Source organism: Microbacterium testaceum (genome assembly GCF_003075375.1).
GTDB lineage: Bacteria > Actinomycetota > Actinomycetes > Actinomycetales > Microbacteriaceae > Microbacterium > Microbacterium testaceum_E.
This window is the reverse complement of record NZ_QDFT01000033.1, coordinates 12437-28971: the sequence shown is the minus strand read 5'-3', so window position 1 is coordinate 28971 and position 16535 is coordinate 12437. Positions and strand designations below refer to the sequence as shown.

General features: G+C 71.0%; 18 protein-coding genes and 1 tRNA gene. 15 read left to right on the top strand and 4 right to left on the bottom strand.

Annotated features, from left to right (window positions below):
* Nucleotides 1–47 precede the first annotated feature (47 nt).
* The 11 genes from DC432_RS12410 (at nt 48) to DC432_RS12360 (ending at nt 9286) form a co-directional block, all read left to right on the top strand.
* The gene (locus tag DC432_RS12410) at nt 48–308 is read left to right on the top strand and encodes a hypothetical protein (RefSeq protein WP_243393120.1); all 261 of its coding nucleotides are present in this window, start codon (nt 48–50) and stop codon (nt 306–308) included.
* A gap of 118 nt (nt 309–426) precedes the next feature.
* Nucleotides 427–1221 (top strand): SGNH/GDSL hydrolase family protein, encoded by a 795-nt coding sequence (locus DC432_RS12405; RefSeq protein ID WP_420196541.1) that lies wholly within the window; start codon nt 427–429, stop codon nt 1219–1221.
* A 222-nt stretch (nt 1222–1443) separates the two neighbouring features.
* Nucleotides 1444–2244 (top strand): cytochrome c oxidase assembly protein, encoded by an 801-nt coding sequence (locus DC432_RS12400; protein WP_116538149.1) that lies wholly within the window; start codon nt 1444–1446, stop codon nt 2242–2244.
* Between the two features lie 31 nt (nt 2245–2275).
* Nucleotides 2276–2971 carry an O-methyltransferase gene (locus DC432_RS12395; RefSeq protein ID WP_108320295.1) on the top strand — a complete coding sequence of 232 codons (696 nt, stop codon included), beginning with the start codon at nt 2276–2278 and terminating at the stop codon, nt 2969–2971.
* Nucleotides 2972–3033: 62 nt separating this feature from the next.
* On the top strand, nt 3034–4314 hold the full coding sequence (eno, locus tag DC432_RS12390) for a phosphopyruvate hydratase (RefSeq protein ID WP_116538148.1): 1281 nt from the start codon (nt 3034–3036) through the stop codon (nt 4312–4314).
* 202 nt (nt 4315–4516) lie between these two features.
* Entirely contained in the window at nt 4517–5110 is a 594-nt protein-coding gene (locus tag DC432_RS12385; protein WP_116538147.1) for an FtsB family cell division protein, read from the top strand.
* A 51-nt stretch (nt 5111–5161) separates the two neighbouring features.
* A complete protein-coding gene (locus DC432_RS12380) occupies nt 5162–5680 on the top strand; it encodes a DUF501 domain-containing protein (RefSeq protein WP_116538155.1) in 519 nt (172 codons plus the stop codon).
* A complete protein-coding gene (locus DC432_RS12375) occupies nt 5677–6996 on the top strand; it encodes a S8 family serine peptidase (RefSeq protein WP_116538146.1) in 1320 nt (439 codons plus the stop codon). Before DC432_RS12380 ends, DC432_RS12375 begins: the two co-directional genes overlap by 4 nt.
* Nucleotides 6993–8387: an NAD(P)/FAD-dependent oxidoreductase gene (locus DC432_RS12370; protein ID WP_243393119.1), complete on the top strand. Its 1395-nt coding sequence runs from the start codon at nt 6993–6995 to the stop codon at nt 8385–8387. The genes DC432_RS12375 and DC432_RS12370 overlap by 4 nt, the downstream gene beginning before the upstream one ends.
* 141 nt (nt 8388–8528) lie before the next feature.
* A tRNA-Leu gene (locus tag DC432_RS12365) sits at nt 8529–8601 on the top strand.
* A gap of 115 nt (nt 8602–8716) precedes the next feature.
* Nucleotides 8717–9286 carry a LemA family protein gene (locus tag DC432_RS12360; RefSeq protein WP_116538153.1) on the top strand — a complete coding sequence of 190 codons (570 nt, stop codon included), beginning with the start codon at nt 8717–8719 and terminating at the stop codon, nt 9284–9286.
* A 68-nt stretch (nt 9287–9354) separates the two neighbouring features.
* Here DC432_RS12360 and DC432_RS12355 read toward each other — a convergent pair whose 3' ends face one another.
* Entirely contained in the window at nt 9355–10596 is a 1242-nt protein-coding gene (locus DC432_RS12355; protein WP_116538145.1) for a winged helix-turn-helix domain-containing protein, read from the bottom strand.
* A 71-nt stretch (nt 10597–10667) separates the two neighbouring features.
* Here DC432_RS12355 and DC432_RS12350 point away from each other — a divergent pair, with 71 nt between their 5' ends.
* Nucleotides 10668–11858, top strand: coding sequence for an AI-2E family transporter (locus DC432_RS12350; RefSeq protein ID WP_116538144.1), 1191 nt, complete (start codon nt 10668–10670; stop codon nt 11856–11858).
* Nucleotides 11855–13084: a threonine ammonia-lyase gene (ilvA, locus tag DC432_RS12345; RefSeq protein WP_116538143.1), complete on the top strand. Its 1230-nt coding sequence runs from the start codon at nt 11855–11857 to the stop codon at nt 13082–13084. Before DC432_RS12350 ends, ilvA begins: the two co-directional genes overlap by 4 nt.
* Before the next feature lie 299 nt (nt 13085–13383).
* Here the strand turns inward: ilvA and greA are convergent, their stop codons facing one another.
* Nucleotides 13384–13875, bottom strand: a complete 492-nt coding sequence (gene greA / locus DC432_RS12340) for a transcription elongation factor GreA (protein ID WP_108318577.1) — start codon at nt 13873–13875, stop codon at nt 13384–13386.
* Nucleotides 13876–13981: 106 nt separating this feature from the next.
* Nucleotides 13982–14377 (bottom strand): DUF4307 domain-containing protein, encoded by a 396-nt coding sequence (locus DC432_RS12335; RefSeq protein ID WP_108318575.1) that lies wholly within the window; start codon nt 14375–14377, stop codon nt 13982–13984.
* A gap of 62 nt (nt 14378–14439) precedes the next feature.
* On the opposite strand from DC432_RS12335, the gene DC432_RS12330 reads away from it, so the two are divergent.
* On the top strand, nt 14440–14724 hold the full coding sequence (locus tag DC432_RS12330; protein ID WP_207770819.1) for a hypothetical protein: 285 nt from the start codon (nt 14440–14442) through the stop codon (nt 14722–14724).
* A gap of 81 nt (nt 14725–14805) precedes the next feature.
* On the opposite strand, the gene trhA is transcribed toward DC432_RS12330, so the two are convergent.
* On the bottom strand, nt 14806–15498 hold the full coding sequence (gene trhA / locus DC432_RS12325) for a PAQR family membrane homeostasis protein TrhA (RefSeq protein ID WP_116538152.1): 693 nt from the start codon (nt 15496–15498) through the stop codon (nt 14806–14808).
* Between the two features lie 165 nt (nt 15499–15663).
* Here trhA and DC432_RS12320 point away from each other — a divergent pair, with 165 nt between their 5' ends.
* Nucleotides 15664–16437 carry an isoprenyl transferase gene (locus DC432_RS12320; RefSeq protein WP_108318571.1) on the top strand — a complete coding sequence of 258 codons (774 nt, stop codon included), beginning with the start codon at nt 15664–15666 and terminating at the stop codon, nt 16435–16437.
* Nucleotides 16438–16535: the final 98 nt, after the last annotated feature.

Below are 16535 nucleotides of genomic sequence, written 5' to 3'. Positions count from 1 at the left end.
AGATCAACGCCTGACCCGCGCTCGTGCTTCTCGGCGCGGGTCAGGCGTTGATCTTCTCCCCGCTCACCCAGCTCGTCGTCCGCGAGGTCCCGGTGGAGGCCGCGGGACTGTCGGGCGGCATGTTCAGCACAGCGCAACAGCTCGCCCTGTCGTTCGGCGTGATCGTCATCGGAGGACTCGTCAGCCTCACCGGCGCCGCCGGACGGGACGAACTCCTCGCGGGACTGGCCCTCGACATCGTCCTCGCCGTGGCAGTGCTGATCGTCGCGATCGCTCTGCGCTCCCGCGCGCGTCGCAATCTGCGCTGATGACAGACACGACGAGAGCTCAGGATGCCGGGAGCCCGGTGTCGCTCCACCGTCACGGCGCGTCCACCGGGCGTTCATCGAGGGCGAGTGTCATCGGAGGATGCGCGCGCGTCGACCGGTGACCCTGACCGCCGCCTCGACGGTCGCCGTGCTCGGCGCGACCGCCGTGGCGATGCGGACGCTCATCTCGCGGCAGGCCGCGATCGCGCGGCGCCGGATCGGCAAGCCACTGGGGGAGCAGGCTCTGGACGCCGACCGTGTGTGGCGGGGCAAGAAGCACCCGGGGGAGCCGGTCGAGCTGCTGCTGCTGGGCGACTCGATCGCCGCGGGGCTCGGCGCGGGCCACCGGCGGGACACCCTGGGTGCGCGACTCGCGAAGGGCATCGCGCGCGATGCCGCCCGTCCCGTTCGGCTCCGCACCGCCGCGGTCGTGGGGTCGGAGACCTCGGCGCTGACCGCGCAGCTCGCGGAACTCCCGCCGGAGTATCGCGCCGACGTCGCCGTCATCGTGGTGGGCGGGAACGACGTCACCCACCGCGTCCCCGCGACGCGCGCCGCCGCACAGCTCGAGGAGGCCATCGGCATCCTGAGAGCTCGGGGGATGCCGGTGGTCGTCGGCACGTGTCCGGATCTGGGGACACTGCGGGCCGTGCCGCAGCCGCTGCGCACCCTCGCCTCACGCTCCTCGCGGCAGCTCGCGGCGGCGCAGGCCCGTGCCGCCCAGCGGGCGGGCGCGCGGGTGGTGGGTCTTGCGCGCGCGGTCGGACCGGTGTTCGCCGAGAACCCCGACGAGATGTTCAGCATCGACCGGTTCCACCCCAGCGCCCTCGGCTACCGCCGCACGGCCGACGCCCTGCTCCCCGCGGTGCGGGCCGCGCTCGAGAACCCGCCGCCGCCCGAGCCGAACCCCTGAGGTCTCGTCGCCGCGGCGCCGCGAGACGCGGATCCGCGCGGCGGCCGGTACCGCCATCTCGCGGAACTCAGGGGTTCGCCTGTCGCCCGGCCCGGCCCGACCCGGCCCGAGCTTCGGCCACCCCCTCCCCGGCCGATCCATAGCTCGCCGCCGTACTCTGCGGGCACGCCTCCCATCGATGTCTTCCTCAGCACCTGGCGCGCCGACCCGCTCACGCTCGGCGTGCTGCTCGTCGCATCCGTCGCCTACCTGCTCGGCGTCCGCACCGCGCGGCGCCGCGGGGAGCCGTGGCCGCTGCGGCGCACGATCGGTATCTTCGCCCTCGGGCTGCTGCCGTACGCCGTGATCGAGCTCGGATTCCTGGGGGTGTACTCGTCGGAGCTGAGGTGGGCGTTCTCGACCCGCATCGCTCTGCTGATCTTCGCCGTCCCCGCCGGGATCGCCGCCGGCCGTCCGCTCGATCTCGTCCCCGGCGCCGTGCGAGAGCGGATCCTCGCCTCCCGCCTCACGCGCGTCTTCGGGAACGCGATGGTCGCGACCGTCGTCATCGCGGCGGTGTTCTGCCTCTTCCTCACGCCGGTGGCCGGCATCCTGCGCGTGAATCCGGTGGTCGAGGCCTCGCTCGGGATCGTCGTCCCCCTCGTCGGTCTCGCGATGGTGCTGCCCCTGATGGCGCTGGGCGCGGTGCACACCGGAACCTTCATCGCGATCGAGTTCCTGCTCGCCTTCGTCGAGCTCTTGATCGACTCGGTCCCGGGTCTGCTGCTGCGTCTGAACGACACCGTCCTCGACCTGATCCCGGATGCCACGCGAGCGGTCTCCTGGTGGCCCTCGATGCTCCACGACCAGCACCTGGCCGGCGACATGATCTGGTTCATCGCCGAGTTCGCCGACGTGCCGATCCTCGTCATCCTGATGATCCGGTGGATGCGGTCCGACCGTGTCGAGGCCAAGCGCTTCGACGACCTCTCGGACGAGGAGTACGACGAGATGACCCGCGCCCACCTGCGCGGGGAGCGTTGACCCACGGCCCCCGGCTCGCCACGCTGGAGGGGTGCCCACCCACGATGACGTCGATGCGTTCCTGACCGCCACCCTCGTCGGCGCCGATCCCGACGGCGACGCCGCGCTCGCCGCGCAGCACGCCGCGGGCATGCCGGCCATCGAGGTGGCTCCCGTCAACGCGAAGTTCCTGCACCTGCTCGCGCGGATCGCGGGGGCCAGACGGGTGCTCGAGATCGGCACGCTCGGCGGCTATTCGACGCTGTGGCTCGCCCGCGCCGTCCCGGCGGACGGCCGCGTGGTGACGATCGAGGCGGAGCCCGCGAACGCGGCCATCGCGCGATCGAGCCTCGAACGCGCGGGCGTGGCGGATCGCGTCGAGATCCTTCTGGGGCGGGGAACGGACGTCCTGCCCACCCTCGACGGCGGCGAGCCGTTCGACCTCGTCTTCGTGGATGCCGACAAGGAATCCAACACGGTGTACCTCGACTGGGCCGCCCGTCTGGGGCGCCCCGGCACGGTCGTCGTGCTCGACAACGTCGTGCGCGGGGGAGACGTCGCCGACGCCCAGACCGACGACCCCAAGGTGCGCGGGGCCCGCCGCGGGATCGAGATGCTCGGCGAGGATCCGCGCTTCGACGCCACCGCCCTGCAGACCCTGGACCGCAAGGGCTGGGACGGGGTGGCGCTGGCCATCGTGGTGGATGCCACGGCATCCGTCCCCACGTCCGGCGCGGCGGGTCACTAGACTCGACGACGGACCGACGACGCTCCGCCCTCTTCCACCCAAGAACCAACGAGGAGTCCTTCGTGGCACTTATCGAGGCTGTCAACGCGCGCGAGATCCTGGATTCGCGCGGTAACCCGACCGTCGAGGTGGAGGTGCTCCTCGACGACGGCATCGTCCAGCGGGCGGCCGTTCCCTCGGGTGCGTCCACCGGCGCCTTCGAGGCCTACGAGCTGCGCGACGGCGACAAGAGCCGCTACAGCGGCAAGGGCGTCCTCAAGGCCGTCGCCGCGGTCGTCGACGAGCTCGGCCCCGCCATCGAGGGCGTCGAGGCCAGCGAGCAGCGCATCATCGACGAGATCCTCATCGAGACCGACGGCACCGACAACAAGTCGCGCACCGGCGCCAACGCGATCCTGGGCGTCTCGCTCGCCGTCGCCAAGGCCGCGGCCGACAGCGCCGACCTGCCCCTCTTCCGCTACCTGGGCGGCCCCAACGCGCACCTGCTGCCCGTCCCGCTGTTCAACGTCATCAACGGCGGCGAGCACGCCGACAACGGCATCGACTTCCAGGAGTTCTTCCTCGCGCCCATCGGCGCCGAGACCTACGGCGAGTCGCTGCGCTGGGGCACCGAGGTGTACCACGTCCTCAAGGGCGAGCTGAAGTCGGCCGGCTACAACACCGGTCTCGGCGACGAGGGCGGCTTCGCCCCCGATCTGCCCAGCAACCGCGAGGGCCTCGACTTCCTCATCCGCGCGATCGAGAAGGCCGGCTTCACCCCCGGTCAGGACATCGCGGTCGGTCTCGACGTCGCCGCCACCGAGTTCTACAAGGACGGCGTCTACACGGTCGAGGGCAAGGAGTGGAGCGTCGACACGCTCGTCGACTACTTCGCCGACCTCGTCGCCAACTTCCCGATCGTCACGATCGAGGACGCGCTCGCCGAGGACGACTGGGACGGCTGGAAGAAGCTGACCGACGCCATCGGCTCCAAGGTGCAGCTCGTCGGCGACGACCTGTTCGTCACCAACCCCAAGCGCCTGCAGCAGGGCATCGACCTGGGCGTGGCCAACTCGCTCCTGGTCAAGGTCAACCAGATCGGCACGCTGTCCGAGACCCTGGATGCCATCTCGCTCGCCACCCGCTCGGGCTACACCTCGATGCTGTCGCACCGTTCGGGTGAGACCGAGGACACCACGATCGCCGACCTCGCCGTCGCCGTGAACGCGGGCCAGATCAAGACCGGTGCGCCCGCCCGCAGCGAGCGCGTCGCCAAGTACAACCAGCTGCTGCGCATCGAAGAGGACCTGGGCGACGCCGCGGTCTTCGCGGGCCGCTCGGCGTTCCCCCGCTTCAAGGGCTGATCGACCGACATCGGAGGGGGAGCCTGCGGGCTTCCCCTCCTTCGTCGTTCCCGGGCCGGTCCGGGAGGTCCTGCGCCGGGCGGTCCGGTCCGAGACCGAGGGGATGCCGAGCCCCCGGCGCGTCCGCCGGGTGAGCGGACCCCCCGACGTAGACTCACCACCGGTCCGGCGCCCCGCGTCGGCTGAACGAAAGGGGACGAGCATGGACAGGCCGACCCTGCCTCCCCGCCGGCCGACGGCATCCCCCGTCCGAGACGGCGTCGGGAAGCAACGGCGCTCATCGCCCTCGGGTGGCCGCGCACCCGCTCAGCGCGGGGTCGACGTGCGCGAGTGGCTCGGACGCGTCCGGATCTCGGGCTTCGTCGTCATCATGCTGGGTCTCGTCGTGCTCGGCACCTTCGTGCTGGTGCCGACCGTCGGAACGTACATGGATCAGCGGCAGCAGATCCAGGCGCTGCGCAGCGCCGTCCAGCTGAGTCAGTCCGAGGTGTCCGACCTGCAGATGCAGCGGGACCGCTGGTCGGACCCCGCGTACATCCGCACCCAGGCGCGCGAACGCCTGGGCTACACCTTCCCCGGCGAGATCGTGTACCTGATCGACAACGACCTCCCCGCCTCGGCCACCCCGCAGGAGCAGGACGACGTCACCGGCGACGTGGGGCAGACCCGCACCGACTGGATGGCGCAGCTTGTGCGCTCCGTCGCCGCATCGGGCGCAGCCCAGGTCGCGGTCCCCACGACGCCCACCATCGGCGTCCCCGATCCCACACCCTCCGACACCCCGCCCGCGGGCTGAGCCGGGCCGACGCTCGGCGCGGTGTCGGAGGTCACGGGTACCCTGGGAGCGATGACTACCGCAACGCTTCCTCCCGCGTCCGACGCCGATCTCGCCGTGCTGCAGGCGCAGCTCGGCCGCGTCCCCCGCGGAGTGGTCGGCATCGCCGCGCGCTGCGTCTGCGGTAACCCGACGGTCGTGGCGACGTCACCGCGCCTCGACGACGGCAGTCCCTTCCCCACGTTCTACTACCTCACCCACCCGGCGGCGACCGCGGCGATGTCGGTCCTCGAGGCCGGGCACGTCATGAAGGAGTTCTCGGACGACCTCGCCGAGGACGACGAACTGCAGGCCGCTTACCAGCGGGCGCACGAGGCGTACCTGCGCGATCGCGCCGCCTACGGCGAGCCCGAAGAGATCGCCGGCATCTCGGCCGGCGGCATGCCGACGCGCGTGAAGTGCCTGCACGCGCTGGCCGGGCACGCGCTCGCCGCGGGGCCCGGGGTCAATCCGATCGGCGACCGTGCTCTGGAGCGCGGGACCTGGTCGCCGCAGCGCTGCGCGTGCGAGAGCCCCGGGGCAGGCGGATGAAGCGCGTCGTCGCGGTCGTGGCATCCGTCATCCTCATGGCGGTGCTGAGCGGCGCGACGGCTGCCCCGCAGGCCCCGGCCGACACGGTGCCCGAGGACCCGACCGACTCGATCCGGGCGGGGGAGTACTGGCTCGACCAGTACGGCGTGCGCGACGCGTGGAAGACCACGCGCGGCGCCGGCCAGAAGATCGCGATCATCGACACGGGTATCGGCCGCGGGCCGACCGAGTTCAGCGGGGCCGTCGCCGGCGGCATCGACGTCTCGGGCGTGGGCTCGTCCGACGGGCGGACGCCGGTCGGCGCGGTCGACGCGAATCACGGCAGCTGGGTCGCCTCGCTCGCCGCCGCCCGCGGCACCGGCAACGGCCGCGGCATGATCGGCGTCGCCCCCGAGGCCGAGCTGCTGTCGATCTCGGTCGGATTCGGCGCGACCACGTCCAAGCCGTTCACCGAGCAGATCGCCCAGGCCATGAGGTGGGCGGTCGACAACGGTGCGACCGTCATCAACCTCTCGCTCACCACGAACACGCTCGACTGGGATCCGAGCTGGGACACCGCGTTCGAGTACGCCTTCGATCACGACGTCGTCGTCGTGGTGGCCGCCGGAAACCGCGGCAGCGGGACGGACCGCGTCGGAGCCCCCGCCACGATCCCGGGCGTGCTGGCGGTCGGCGGTGTCGACCCCGGGGGGAGAGCCAGCAACGACGCCTCGACCCAGGGCATCACCATCGGGCTCTCGGCCCCCAGCGAGCGACTGCTCGGCGTCTCGGCCGACGGCACGCTCGTGCAGTGGAACGGCACCAGCGGTGCCGCACCGATCGTCGCCGGCATCGCCGCTCTCGTGCGCGCGGCGCACCCCGACCTCGACGCCGACAACGTGCTCAACCGCCTGATCGAGACCGCGAAGCCCGCCGCCGGGGCGACGACGACACCCGACCCTCTGTACGGCTACGGGCTGGTGGATGCCGCGCGCGCGGTGTCGGCGCAGGTGCCGACGGTGAACGAGAACCCCCTCGGCAGCCTGACCGAGTGGATCCGCCTTTACCGCCGAGCCGATGCGCAACCGACGCCCGAGCCGACCGGCACACCGGTGGTCATCCCCCCGCTCCCGCCCGTCGACGCGGCGCCCGCGGCGGGGTCGCCATTGCTGCCGTCGCGCGATAGCGTGCTGTACGGATCGCTGCCGCTCGGGGCTGCCACGCTGGCCGCTATAATGATTGCGCTCGGCGTCAGTGCTGCTGCCCGGCGAATCCGACAGGCGCGCACCTCCCGCGAGCCGAGCCGCACCACAAACGAGGAGTCCCTCCCATCGTGACCACTACCGTGCCCAGAATCCTCATCGTCGGTGGGGGCTACGCAGGCTTCTACACCGCATGGAAGCTCGAGAAGCTCCTCGGTCGGGGCGAAGCCGAAGTCACGCTCGTCGACCCGCTGCCGTACATGACGTACCAGCCCTTCCTCCCCGAGGTCGCCGCCGGCGAGATCGAGCCGCGTCACGTCGTGGTCGGTCTGCGCCGCCACCTCAAGCGCACCACGGTGATCGCCGGAAAGGTCACGGGTATCTCGCACGCGACCAAGACCGCCACGATCACCCCCATCGCGGGCGACGAGACGTTCGAGCAGAGCTACGACCAGATCGTCGTGACCGCCGGTGCCGTCTCGCGCACCTTCCCGATCCCCGGCATCGCCGACAACGCGATCGGCCTCAAGACGATCGAAGAGGCCGTCGCGATCCGCGACCGCCTCACATCGAACTTCGACAAGGCGTCGGTGCTGCCCGCCGGTCCCGAGCGCGACCGTCTGCTGACCGTCGTCGTCGTCGGCGGCGGCTTCGCCGGCATCGAGGTGTTCGCCGAGCTGCGCGCCTACGCGTCGTCGCTGCTGAAGCAGTACCCGACGCTCGCGTTCGACGACACCCACTTCCACCTCATCGAGGCGATGGGCCGCATCATGCCCGAGGTCTCGCAGAAGACGAGCGAATGGGTCCTCGCCGATCTCGCCAAGAAGGGCGCGTTCGTCCACCTCGACACGCAGGTCAAGGGCGCCGTCGACGGCGTCATCGAGCTGTCGACCGGTGAGCAGCTGCCCACCGACCTCATCATCTGGACCGCCGGCGTCATGGCCAACCCCACCGTCGTGCGCGGCAGCGACCTGCCTGTCGAAGAGCGCGGCCGCATCCGCACGCGTCCCGATCTGCGCGTCGGCACCGACGAGGACATCGTCGAGGGCGCCTGGGCCGCGGGCGACGTCTCGGCCGTGCCCGACCTCTCGGGCGGCGGCGTGGGCGGCTTCTGCGTTCCCAACGCCCAGCACGCGGTGCGCCAGGGCAAGCTCATGGCGAAGAACCTGGTGGCGGTGCTGCGCGGCGAACAGCCCAAGGAGTACAACCACAAGAACCTGGGCGCCGTCGCCGGCCTGGGCCTGTACAACGGTGCGTTCCAGTCGGGCAACATCGCCCTCACCGGTCTGATCGCCTGGTTCGCGCACCGCGGTTACCACGGCCTGGCCATGCCGACGTGGGAGCGCAAGTTCCGCGTCATCGGCGACTGGATGCAGAACTTCGTGCACGGCCGCGAGGTCGTGTCGCTCGAGGCCGTGCAGCAGCCGCGCGCCGCGTTCGAGGAGTTCGCCGCCCGTCCGCGTCCCGCCGCTCCCGCAGCCGAGGCGCCGGCCGAGAAGAAGGCCGAGCCCGTCGCCGCGAAGTAACCGCCGCGTCCCGAGACCCCCGTGCCCCTGTGGGCGCGGGGGTCTTGTCGTGTCGGTGCGGATGCGGCGAGGTGCTGCGCGCCGTCGTGCGCCAGGCGGCGGCGAGTTTCGGCGCGGCCCCGTTATACGGTGGGAGCACGGGCCCCCGTAGCCCAATGGCAGAGGCAGGCGACTTAAAATCGCTTCAGTGTGGGTTCGAGTCCCACCGGGGGTACACCGGGCGCCCGCGGCGCATCCGCATCCGCTGGGAGTCGCGTCCGCGCTCCGAAACCCCCGGGAGCCCGCCGTTACACTGAGGGGCAACCTCTCGAGCGAAAGTGTGGGGACTCATGTGGGAGTGGCTCGTACCGGTCATCGTCATCGTCGGCATCCTGGTCATCGCCGGCATCTACCTGTGGGCCACGTACAACGCCCTGGTCGCGCTGAACGTGCGCGTCGACGAGGCCTGGAGTGACATCACCGTCCAGCTGAAGCGCCGCGCCGACCTGCTCCCCAACCTCATCGAGACGGTGAAGGGCTACGCCGCCCACGAGAAGGCGGTCTTCGAGAACGTCACGCGCGCTCGCGCCGAGACGCTGTCCGCGCAGAGCCCCGCAGAGGCGGGCGTCGCCGAGGGGCACATGCAGCAGGCGCTCAAGTCGCTGTTCGCGGTGGCCGAGGCCTACCCGCAGCTGCAGGCGAGCCAGAACTTCTTGCAGCTGCAGTCGGCCATCGTCGACACCGAGGACAAGATCCAGGCGTCGCGTCGCTTCTACAACGGCGGTGTGCGCGAGCTGAACACCAAGATCAAGGTCTTCCCGAACAACCTGTTCGCCCGGCAGCTCGGTTTCCACGAGCGCGAGTTCTTCGAGGTCATCGACGGCGCCGCGATCTCGGAACCCCCTCGCGTGCAGTTCTGAACGGACGACGCGCCCCCTCATCGCGGTGAGGGGGCGCGTTTCTGTTCGCGGATGCCGACCCCGGCGCGTCAGTTCGAGCGGCCGTCCGGGTGCTCGTGGCGTTCGGCGCGCAGGGCTGCCGCGATCGCATCGGCCGCGTCGCCCCAGCGCGAGACGGTGACGCGTTCGAGCCCCTGCCAGCGTGCCGCGGCGAGCAGTTCGGCGGCGATGCGGTCGGCGGCCTCGGCGGGCGCGTGCGGCTCCCACCACGCGGACTGCACGCGCAGCGCGCCCTCGGCGCGATCGCTCTTGAGGTCGACCCGGCCCACCACGTCGTCGCCGATCAGCACCGGCAGCGAGTAGTAACCGAACCGCCGCTGGGCCGCAGGGGTGTAGATCTCGATGCGGTAGTCGAGCTCGAACAGACGCTCGGCGCGGTCGCGGAACCACACGAGCGGGTCGAACGGGGTCAGCAGGGCCGCGGCATCCACTTTTCTGGGTCGCGCGGCGTCGCGGTGCAGCCAGGCGCGCGCGGGTCGACCCCCGCTCTGCCACCCCTCGACCTCGACCGGGATCAGCTCACCGGAGTCGACGAGCTGTCGGACGCCGGCGAGCACCGCCGGACGATCGCGGATGCGCCAGTAGTCGGCCAGGTCGGCGGCGGTCGCGACGCCGTAGGCGACCGCCGCGCGGCGCACGAGTTCGGCGATGGCCTCATCGCGCGGGACGGCCGACTCGAGCGCGGACGCCGGAAGGACATCGGATGCCAGTGCGTAGCGCCGCTCGAAACCGCGACGCCCGGCGATGGCCACCTCGCCGAACAGCCACAGCCGCTCCAGCCCGTTCTTGACGTCGTCCCAGCCCCACCACGACCCGCGGGGCCCGCTACGGGCATCGTGCTCGATCTCGGCCGGGCGCAGGGGGCCGCGGGCGGCGAGCTCGTCGCGCAGCCACCGCAGCAGGGGCTGATTCGCCTCGGCCCAGTCGTCGCGACCGTACTTGTCGCGCATCGCATCACGACGGAACTGCAGCAGCGGCCAGTCGTCGACCGACACGAGGGAGGCCACGTGCGCCCACGACTCCACCCAGCGAGGCCGCCGCGAGAACGCCAGCGCGTCGAGCAGCGCCGTGTCGTAGGCGCCGAGCCGTGCGAACAGGGGCATGTAGTGCGAGCGCGCGAAGACGTTGACCGAATCGATCTGCAGGATGCGCATGCGGTGCAGGGCCGCGGTGATCTGCCGCGTACCGACCGCCGCGGGGCGCGGACGGGCGAAGCCCTGCGCGGCCAGGGCGATGCGGCGCGCGTCGGCGCGACGGAGCATCAGGGTCATGGATGCCACGCTAGCCGCGACCACCGACATGACCTGCGAAACCCGGGGGAGCGCGGCGGTAGGCTGACGGGATGAGCGGAACGGATCCCGAACCTCGCGGATCGTTCCTCGACGCCCTTAAGCGGCGCACCGTCTCGAGCGACCTGCAGCCGCCGGTCCCCGCGGCGCTGCGTCAGGCCACCGCCTACGCGTGGCGACTGCTGGTGATCGCCGCGGCCCTCGCCGTCGTGGTGTTCCTCGTCATCCAGCTCAAGCTCCTCGTCATCCCCCTGCTGGTCGCGATCCTCGTGACCGCGCTGGTGTGGCCCGGCTTCTCGTTCCTCATCCGCCACCGGTGGCCGAAATGGCTCGCGATCGTCGTCACGGTGCTCGGCACCATCGCGGTCATCTCGGGTCTGGTCTGGCTCGCCGTCTGGCAGATCACCCGCGAGTTCGGCTCCGTGCGCCAACGCACCGTCGACGCCGTCTCCCAGTTCCGCGACTACCTGATCAGCGGGCCCCTGCACCTGAGCGCGCAGCAGATCGACGACGGACTGCGCCAGGCCGGAACCTTCCTGCAGCAGCAGGCGGAGGTGCTCTGGACCGGAGCGCTCGCCATCGGCACCACGATCGGGCACGTCGGCACCGGTGTGCTGTTGACGCTGTTCATCCTGCTGTGCCTTCTCGCCGACGGCGGGGGGATCTGGCGCTGGACGACCCGCCTGTTCCCCCGGGTGGCACGGCCCGCGGTCGACGGAGCGGGACGCGCGGGATGGCGCACGGTCAAGAGCTACGCCCGCACCCAGCTGCTCGTCGCCACGATCGACGCGATCGGCATCGGTCTGGGAGCGTTCCTGCTCGGTGTGCCGCTGTCGATCCCGATCGGCGTCCTGGTGTTCCTGGGCGCGTTCATCCCCTTCGTGGGAGCCGTGGCGACGGGCGCCCTCGCGGTGTTCATCGCCCTCGTTTACAACGGTCCGCTGATCGCGCTGTTCATGCTCATCGTCGTCCTGGCCGTGCAGCAGATCGAGAGCCACGTGCTGCAGCCCATCCTGATGGGTTCGGCGGTCAAGGTGCACCCGCTCGCGGTCGTCCTCGTCGTCGCCGGCGGCGCCATGATCGGGGGGATCGCCGGGGCGCTGTTCGCCGTCCCCCTCGCCGCCTTCGTCAACGTCGTGGCGGTGTACCTCAGCTCGAAGGCATGGCAGCACGAGGGCGAAGCCCTGGCATCCCGAGATCTCATCTGGCAGACCGTCCCGCGCGAGCGCGGAAGGAGATCATGAACGACACTCCCACTCTGGCCGAGTTCGAGGATGCCGCGCAGGCTCTGCGCGGCATCATCACGCGCACGCCCCTCGACGAGTCACTGCACCTGACCGATCTGCTCGGCGTGCCCGTGAACCTCAAGCTCGAGAACCTGCAGCGCACCGGCTCGTTCAAGATCCGCGGGGCGACCTACCGACTGTCGCGACTGACCGACGAGGAGCGCGCCCGCGGAGTCGTCGCCGCCTCGGCCGGAAATCACGCGCAGGGCGTTGCCCTGGCCGCGCAGCAGCTGGGCATGGCGGCCACGATCTTCATGCCGCTCGGCGTGCCGGTTCCCAAGCTGCTCGCGACGCGCGGATACGGCGCCGAGGTGATCCTCGAGGGCGCGACCGTCGAGACGCCGCTGCGCCTCGCCGCCGATTTCGCGGAGCGCACCGGAGCCGTGCTGATCCACCCCTTCGACCACCGCGACATCGTCGTCGGCCAGGGCACCCTGGGCCTCGAGCTCGTCGAGGACATGCCCGACCTCGAGACCGTGATCGTCGGCATCGGCGGGGGAGGCCTCGCCGCGGGTGTCGCCGCCGCCGTCAAGGCGCGCGCGGCCGCCGAGGGGCGTCGGGTGCGCGTGATCGGGGTGCAGGCGCACAACTCCGCGGCCTACCCGACGTCGCTGGCCGCCGGCTACCCGATGCAGGTCGAGACCACGCCGACCATCGCCGACGGCATCGCCGTCGCTCGCCCCGGCGACCTGCCCTTCGAGCTCATCCGGCAGTACGTCGACGAGGTCGTCACCGTCACCGAGGACGACATCGCGCGCGCCCTGCTCGTGCTGCTCGAGCGGGCGAAGCAGGTCGTCGAGCCGGCCGGCGCTGTGGGCGTCGCCGCGATCCTCGCCGGCAAGGTCCAGGCCAGCGGGCCGACCGTCACGATCCTCTCGGGCGGCAACATCGACCCGCTGCTGCTGCAGCGCGTCGTGGCCCACGGGTTGTCGGCATCCGGCCGCTACATGTCGCTGCGCATCCCCTTGCCCGACCGTCCCGGTCAGCTCGCCCGCGTGTCGGAGCTGCTGGCCCAGGTCGGCGCGAACGTCATCGAGGTGCTGCATACGCGCCACGGGCAGGGGCTGCAGATCAGCGAGGTGATCCTGCAGCTGAGCGTCGAGACGCGTGGTGCCGAGCACCGCGCCCTGGTGATCAAGACGCTCGAGGACGCGGGCTTCGTCGCGACGGTCGTTCCGGACTGACGCGTCGCGGCCGGATGCCGGCGTTCGCGGCGCGGGTCGTGCACAACCTCCGTCATGTGCACAACCTTCGTCGGTGTGCGCGCGTGGGGGCTGAGGGTGTGCGCATCTTGGAGGATGCGCGCGGGGGTCACCCGCGGCGCGGGTCGTGCACAACCTCCGTCATGTGCACAACCTCCGTGGGGCCGCGGGCGATCCAGCGGAGGATGTGCGCATCGCGGAGCGTGCGAGGGCGTCGGCCCCCGGAAACGCCGCGAGCCGCCCACCCCGTCGCGGGGGAGCGGCTCGCGGACGAGGGGCGCTTACTGGCCCGAGTACGTCTCGACCTTGACGATCTCGACCGAGATCTCTTTGCCGTTGGGGGCCGTGTAGGAGCCCTTGTCGCCCTCCTTCAGGCCGATGATGGCGGCGCCGAGCGGCGAGGCCTCGCTGTAGACGTCGAGCTCGGAGTTCGCCGCGATCTCGCGGTTGCCGAGCAGGAACTTCTCTTCGCCGCCCGCCACGACGGCGGTGACGACGGTGCCGGACTCGACGACGCCGTGGCTCTCGGGGGCCTCGCCCACCTTGGCGTCCTTCAGCAGCTGCTGCAGCGTGCGGATGCGGGCCTCTTGCTTGCCCTGCTCGTCCTTCGCGGCGTGGTAACCGCCGTTCTCTTTGAGGTCGCCCTCTTCGCGCGCGGCCTCGATGCGCTTGGCGATCTCTTCGCGACCGGTGGTCGAGAGGTGCTCCAGCTCGTTGGCGAGGCGGTCGTAGGCGTCTTGCGTGAGGAACGTCACCTGAGCGTCGTTGGACACGGGTACTCCTTCGTCGAGGCGCAGACGGCGATGCGTTGACGGGCCGTCGGCGGGGGATATGTCGAACGCCCCGGCATCGAGCCGGGGCGCGTCGTGGCCTGCGAGTCTACGGGACCCAGCAGGCGTTGACAAAACCGGTCGTCGCCAGCGACAGCGTCGGAATCCGCTCCGTGAAAGCGCGGGTGTGATCCTCGGATGCCGGGTACTGCACGACCCGCCAGCCCACCGTTCCGTGCTCCTCGTCACGCGCCTCGATGGCGCACGCGACGGGTTGACCGACGGGTGCGGTGATCTGGAACGTCGCCGAGACGCTGCGGTCGTCGTCCACGGTGAAGCCCGTGTCGGTGGCCGTGACGGCGTTGAGACTGTTCGACACCGTCGTCCACGCGAGGAACCCGATCGCCCCCAGGGCGAGCACGGCGACGATCGACCATCCCACGAGGCGGCGCCGCGGGGAGCGCGTGCGCCCGTAGCGATCGTCGAGCTGGGCGTGCGTCGTCATGGTGTCTCCGGGCTTTAGGCTGGACTCCCAGGCTACGCGCTTCTGCCCGGAAGAAGGACTTGATGCTCCCCCTGATCGTCGCGCTCGCGACCACCCCGTCCCCGGTCGTCACCCCCGACGAGTCCATCGTGACGCCCGGCCCGCTCGGGTTCGCCGCGATCGCCTTCATCGCCGTGGCGGTCTTCCTGCTGGTGTTCGACATGCTCCGTCGCATCCGACGGGGTCGCTACCGCGAAGAGGTCAACGCCGAGCTGGACGCCGAGGAGCGGGCCATCGCCGCGCAGCGCGCCGCCGAGGACGCCGGCCGGACGGACGACGACAGCGACCCGGCCGCTCCCCGCCGCTGAGCCCGTCTGACCGGGTGAGCCGCCACGATCCGTCGATCCGGGCTGCTCGTGCCGGCGACTCGCGCGTGAAAGCGGGCGGGATCAGCCGCCGTGGTACGCCGGGGCGAGCGAGATCAGCAGGCACGCCGTCCAATGGCAGAGGAACGCCAGCACCGTGCACACGTGGAAGATCTCATGGAACCCGAAGTGCCCGGGCCACGGGTTGGGCTTCTTGATCGCGTAGACGATCGCCCCCGCGGTGTAGAGCAGGCCGCCCACGACGACGAGCACCATCATCGCGACGTTCGCCGCGAGCAGGTCGCCGAGGTACATCACCGCCGCCCAGCCGAGCGCCAGGTACAGCGCGACGTAGAGCCAGCGCGGCGCGTTGATCCAGAAGACCCGGAACAGGATGCCGAGCACCGCGCCGCCCCACACGATCGACAGCAGCAGCACGGTCTTGGGCGTCGGCAGCGCGAGCACGGCCAGGGGCGTGTAGGTGCCCGCGATGAGCAGCAGGATGTTCGCGTGGTCGATGCGCTTGAGCACAGCGAGCGTCTTGGGCTTCCAGTGGAAGCGGTGGTAGAGCGCCGAGTTGCCGAAGAGCAGCATCGACGTGGCCATGAACACCGCTCCCGCCCACTTCGCGGGGGCGCCCTGGGCGAGCGCGATCAGCACGATGCCGGCGGCGATCGCGACCGGGAACGTGCCCGCGTGGATCCACCCGCGCCACGTGGGCTTGAGCTCGGCCTGCGCACCCACGGCACCCGCTTCGAGGAGGGGCAGCTGGGGCATCTCGGGGCCGTCGGCCGGGGTGGAGGTGGTCACGCCTCCGACCCTACGTCCGCGCCCATGCACCCGGCAGTACATGCGCGGACGCTCACCCTTCCCCCAGCAAGGACCACCCGTTCGGACAGTGTCCTGACGGGTGCGACGCGGTAGCGTAGGCGGGTGGCGCGGATGTGGAAGAACGAGGGGCGCGGCCCCCTCTACCGTCTCTACATCTCGCGTCTGCGGCGGCAGATCCCCGCGAACGTCCCGCACCACGTCGCCATGATGATCGACGGCAACCGGCGCTGGGCGCGTCAGCTCGGCTTCGACAGCGCCGCCCACGGTCATCGCGCCGGGGCGGCCAAGATGCACGAATTCCTGCGCTGGTGCGACGAGCTGGGCATCGAGGTCGTGTCGCTGTACCTGCTGTCGCATGACAACCTGCGCAAGCGCGACAGTCAGGAGTTGCAGGACCTGCTCGAGATCATCGCCGAGCTCGCGGGCGAGCTCTCGCGCGAGCCGAACTGGCGCGTCAAGCACGTGGGTCGCGCCGAGGGCCTTCCGCCCGAGCTCGCCGAGGTGCTGCACGAGGCCACCGAACGCACCCGCGGGCACGGCGGCCTGCACGTGAACCTCGCCGTCGGGTACGGCGGGCGCAGCGAGATCGTGGATGCCGTCCGCTCGATCATCGCCAAGCACGACGAGTCGGGGGGCTCGCTGGAGGAACTCGCGGCGAGTCTCACGCCCGAGCAGATCGGCGAGCACCTGTACACCGGGGGTCAGGCCGACCCCGACCTCGTCATCCGCACGTCCGGGGAGCAGCGGCTCAGCGACTTCCTGCTGTGGCAGTCGGCGCACTCCGAGTTCTACTTCGTCGAGGCGCTGGGGCCCGATCTGCGCGAGGTGGACTTTCTGCGGGCCATCCGCGATTTCGCCACCCGCGACCGCCGCTTCGGGCAATAGCGCCGGGGCGGCGGCATCCGGGACTAAACGATCTCCGCTCGCAGAACCGCGTCAAACCGGTGTTCACCAAGTCGTCACATTCGCGGCGTGTTAACGAC

Bases quoted from the DNA above. Each gene is read 5' to 3' on its own strand.
- DC432_RS12385 (WP_116538147.1), top strand. From the start codon at position 4,517: ATGGACAGGCCGACCCTGCCTCCCCGCCGGCCGACGGCATCCCCCGTC.
- DC432_RS12330 (WP_207770819.1), top strand. From the start codon at position 14,440: ATGCTCCCCCTGATCGTCGCGCTCGCGACCACCCCGTCCCCGGTCGTC.
- DC432_RS12375 (WP_116538146.1), top strand. From the start codon at position 5,677: ATGAAGCGCGTCGTCGCGGTCGTGGCATCCGTCATCCTCATGGCGGTG.
- DC432_RS12320 (WP_108318571.1), top strand. From the start codon at position 15,664: ATGTGGAAGAACGAGGGGCGCGGCCCCCTCTACCGTCTCTACATCTCG.
- DC432_RS12355 (WP_116538145.1), bottom strand. From the start codon at position 10,596: ATGACCCTGATGCTCCGTCGCGCCGACGCGCGCCGCATCGCCCTGGCC.
- DC432_RS12380 (WP_116538155.1), top strand. From the start codon at position 5,162: ATGACTACCGCAACGCTTCCTCCCGCGTCCGACGCCGATCTCGCCGTG.
- DC432_RS12350 (WP_116538144.1), top strand. From the start codon at position 10,668: ATGAGCGGAACGGATCCCGAACCTCGCGGATCGTTCCTCGACGCCCTT.
- ilvA (WP_116538143.1), top strand. From the start codon at position 11,855: ATGAACGACACTCCCACTCTGGCCGAGTTCGAGGATGCCGCGCAGGCT.
- DC432_RS12360 (WP_116538153.1), top strand. From the start codon at position 8,717: ATGTGGGAGTGGCTCGTACCGGTCATCGTCATCGTCGGCATCCTGGTC.
- trhA (WP_116538152.1), bottom strand. From the start codon at position 15,498: ATGCCCCAGCTGCCCCTCCTCGAAGCGGGTGCCGTGGGTGCGCAGGCC.
- DC432_RS12335 (WP_108318575.1), bottom strand. From the start codon at position 14,377: ATGACGACGCACGCCCAGCTCGACGATCGCTACGGGCGCACGCGCTCC.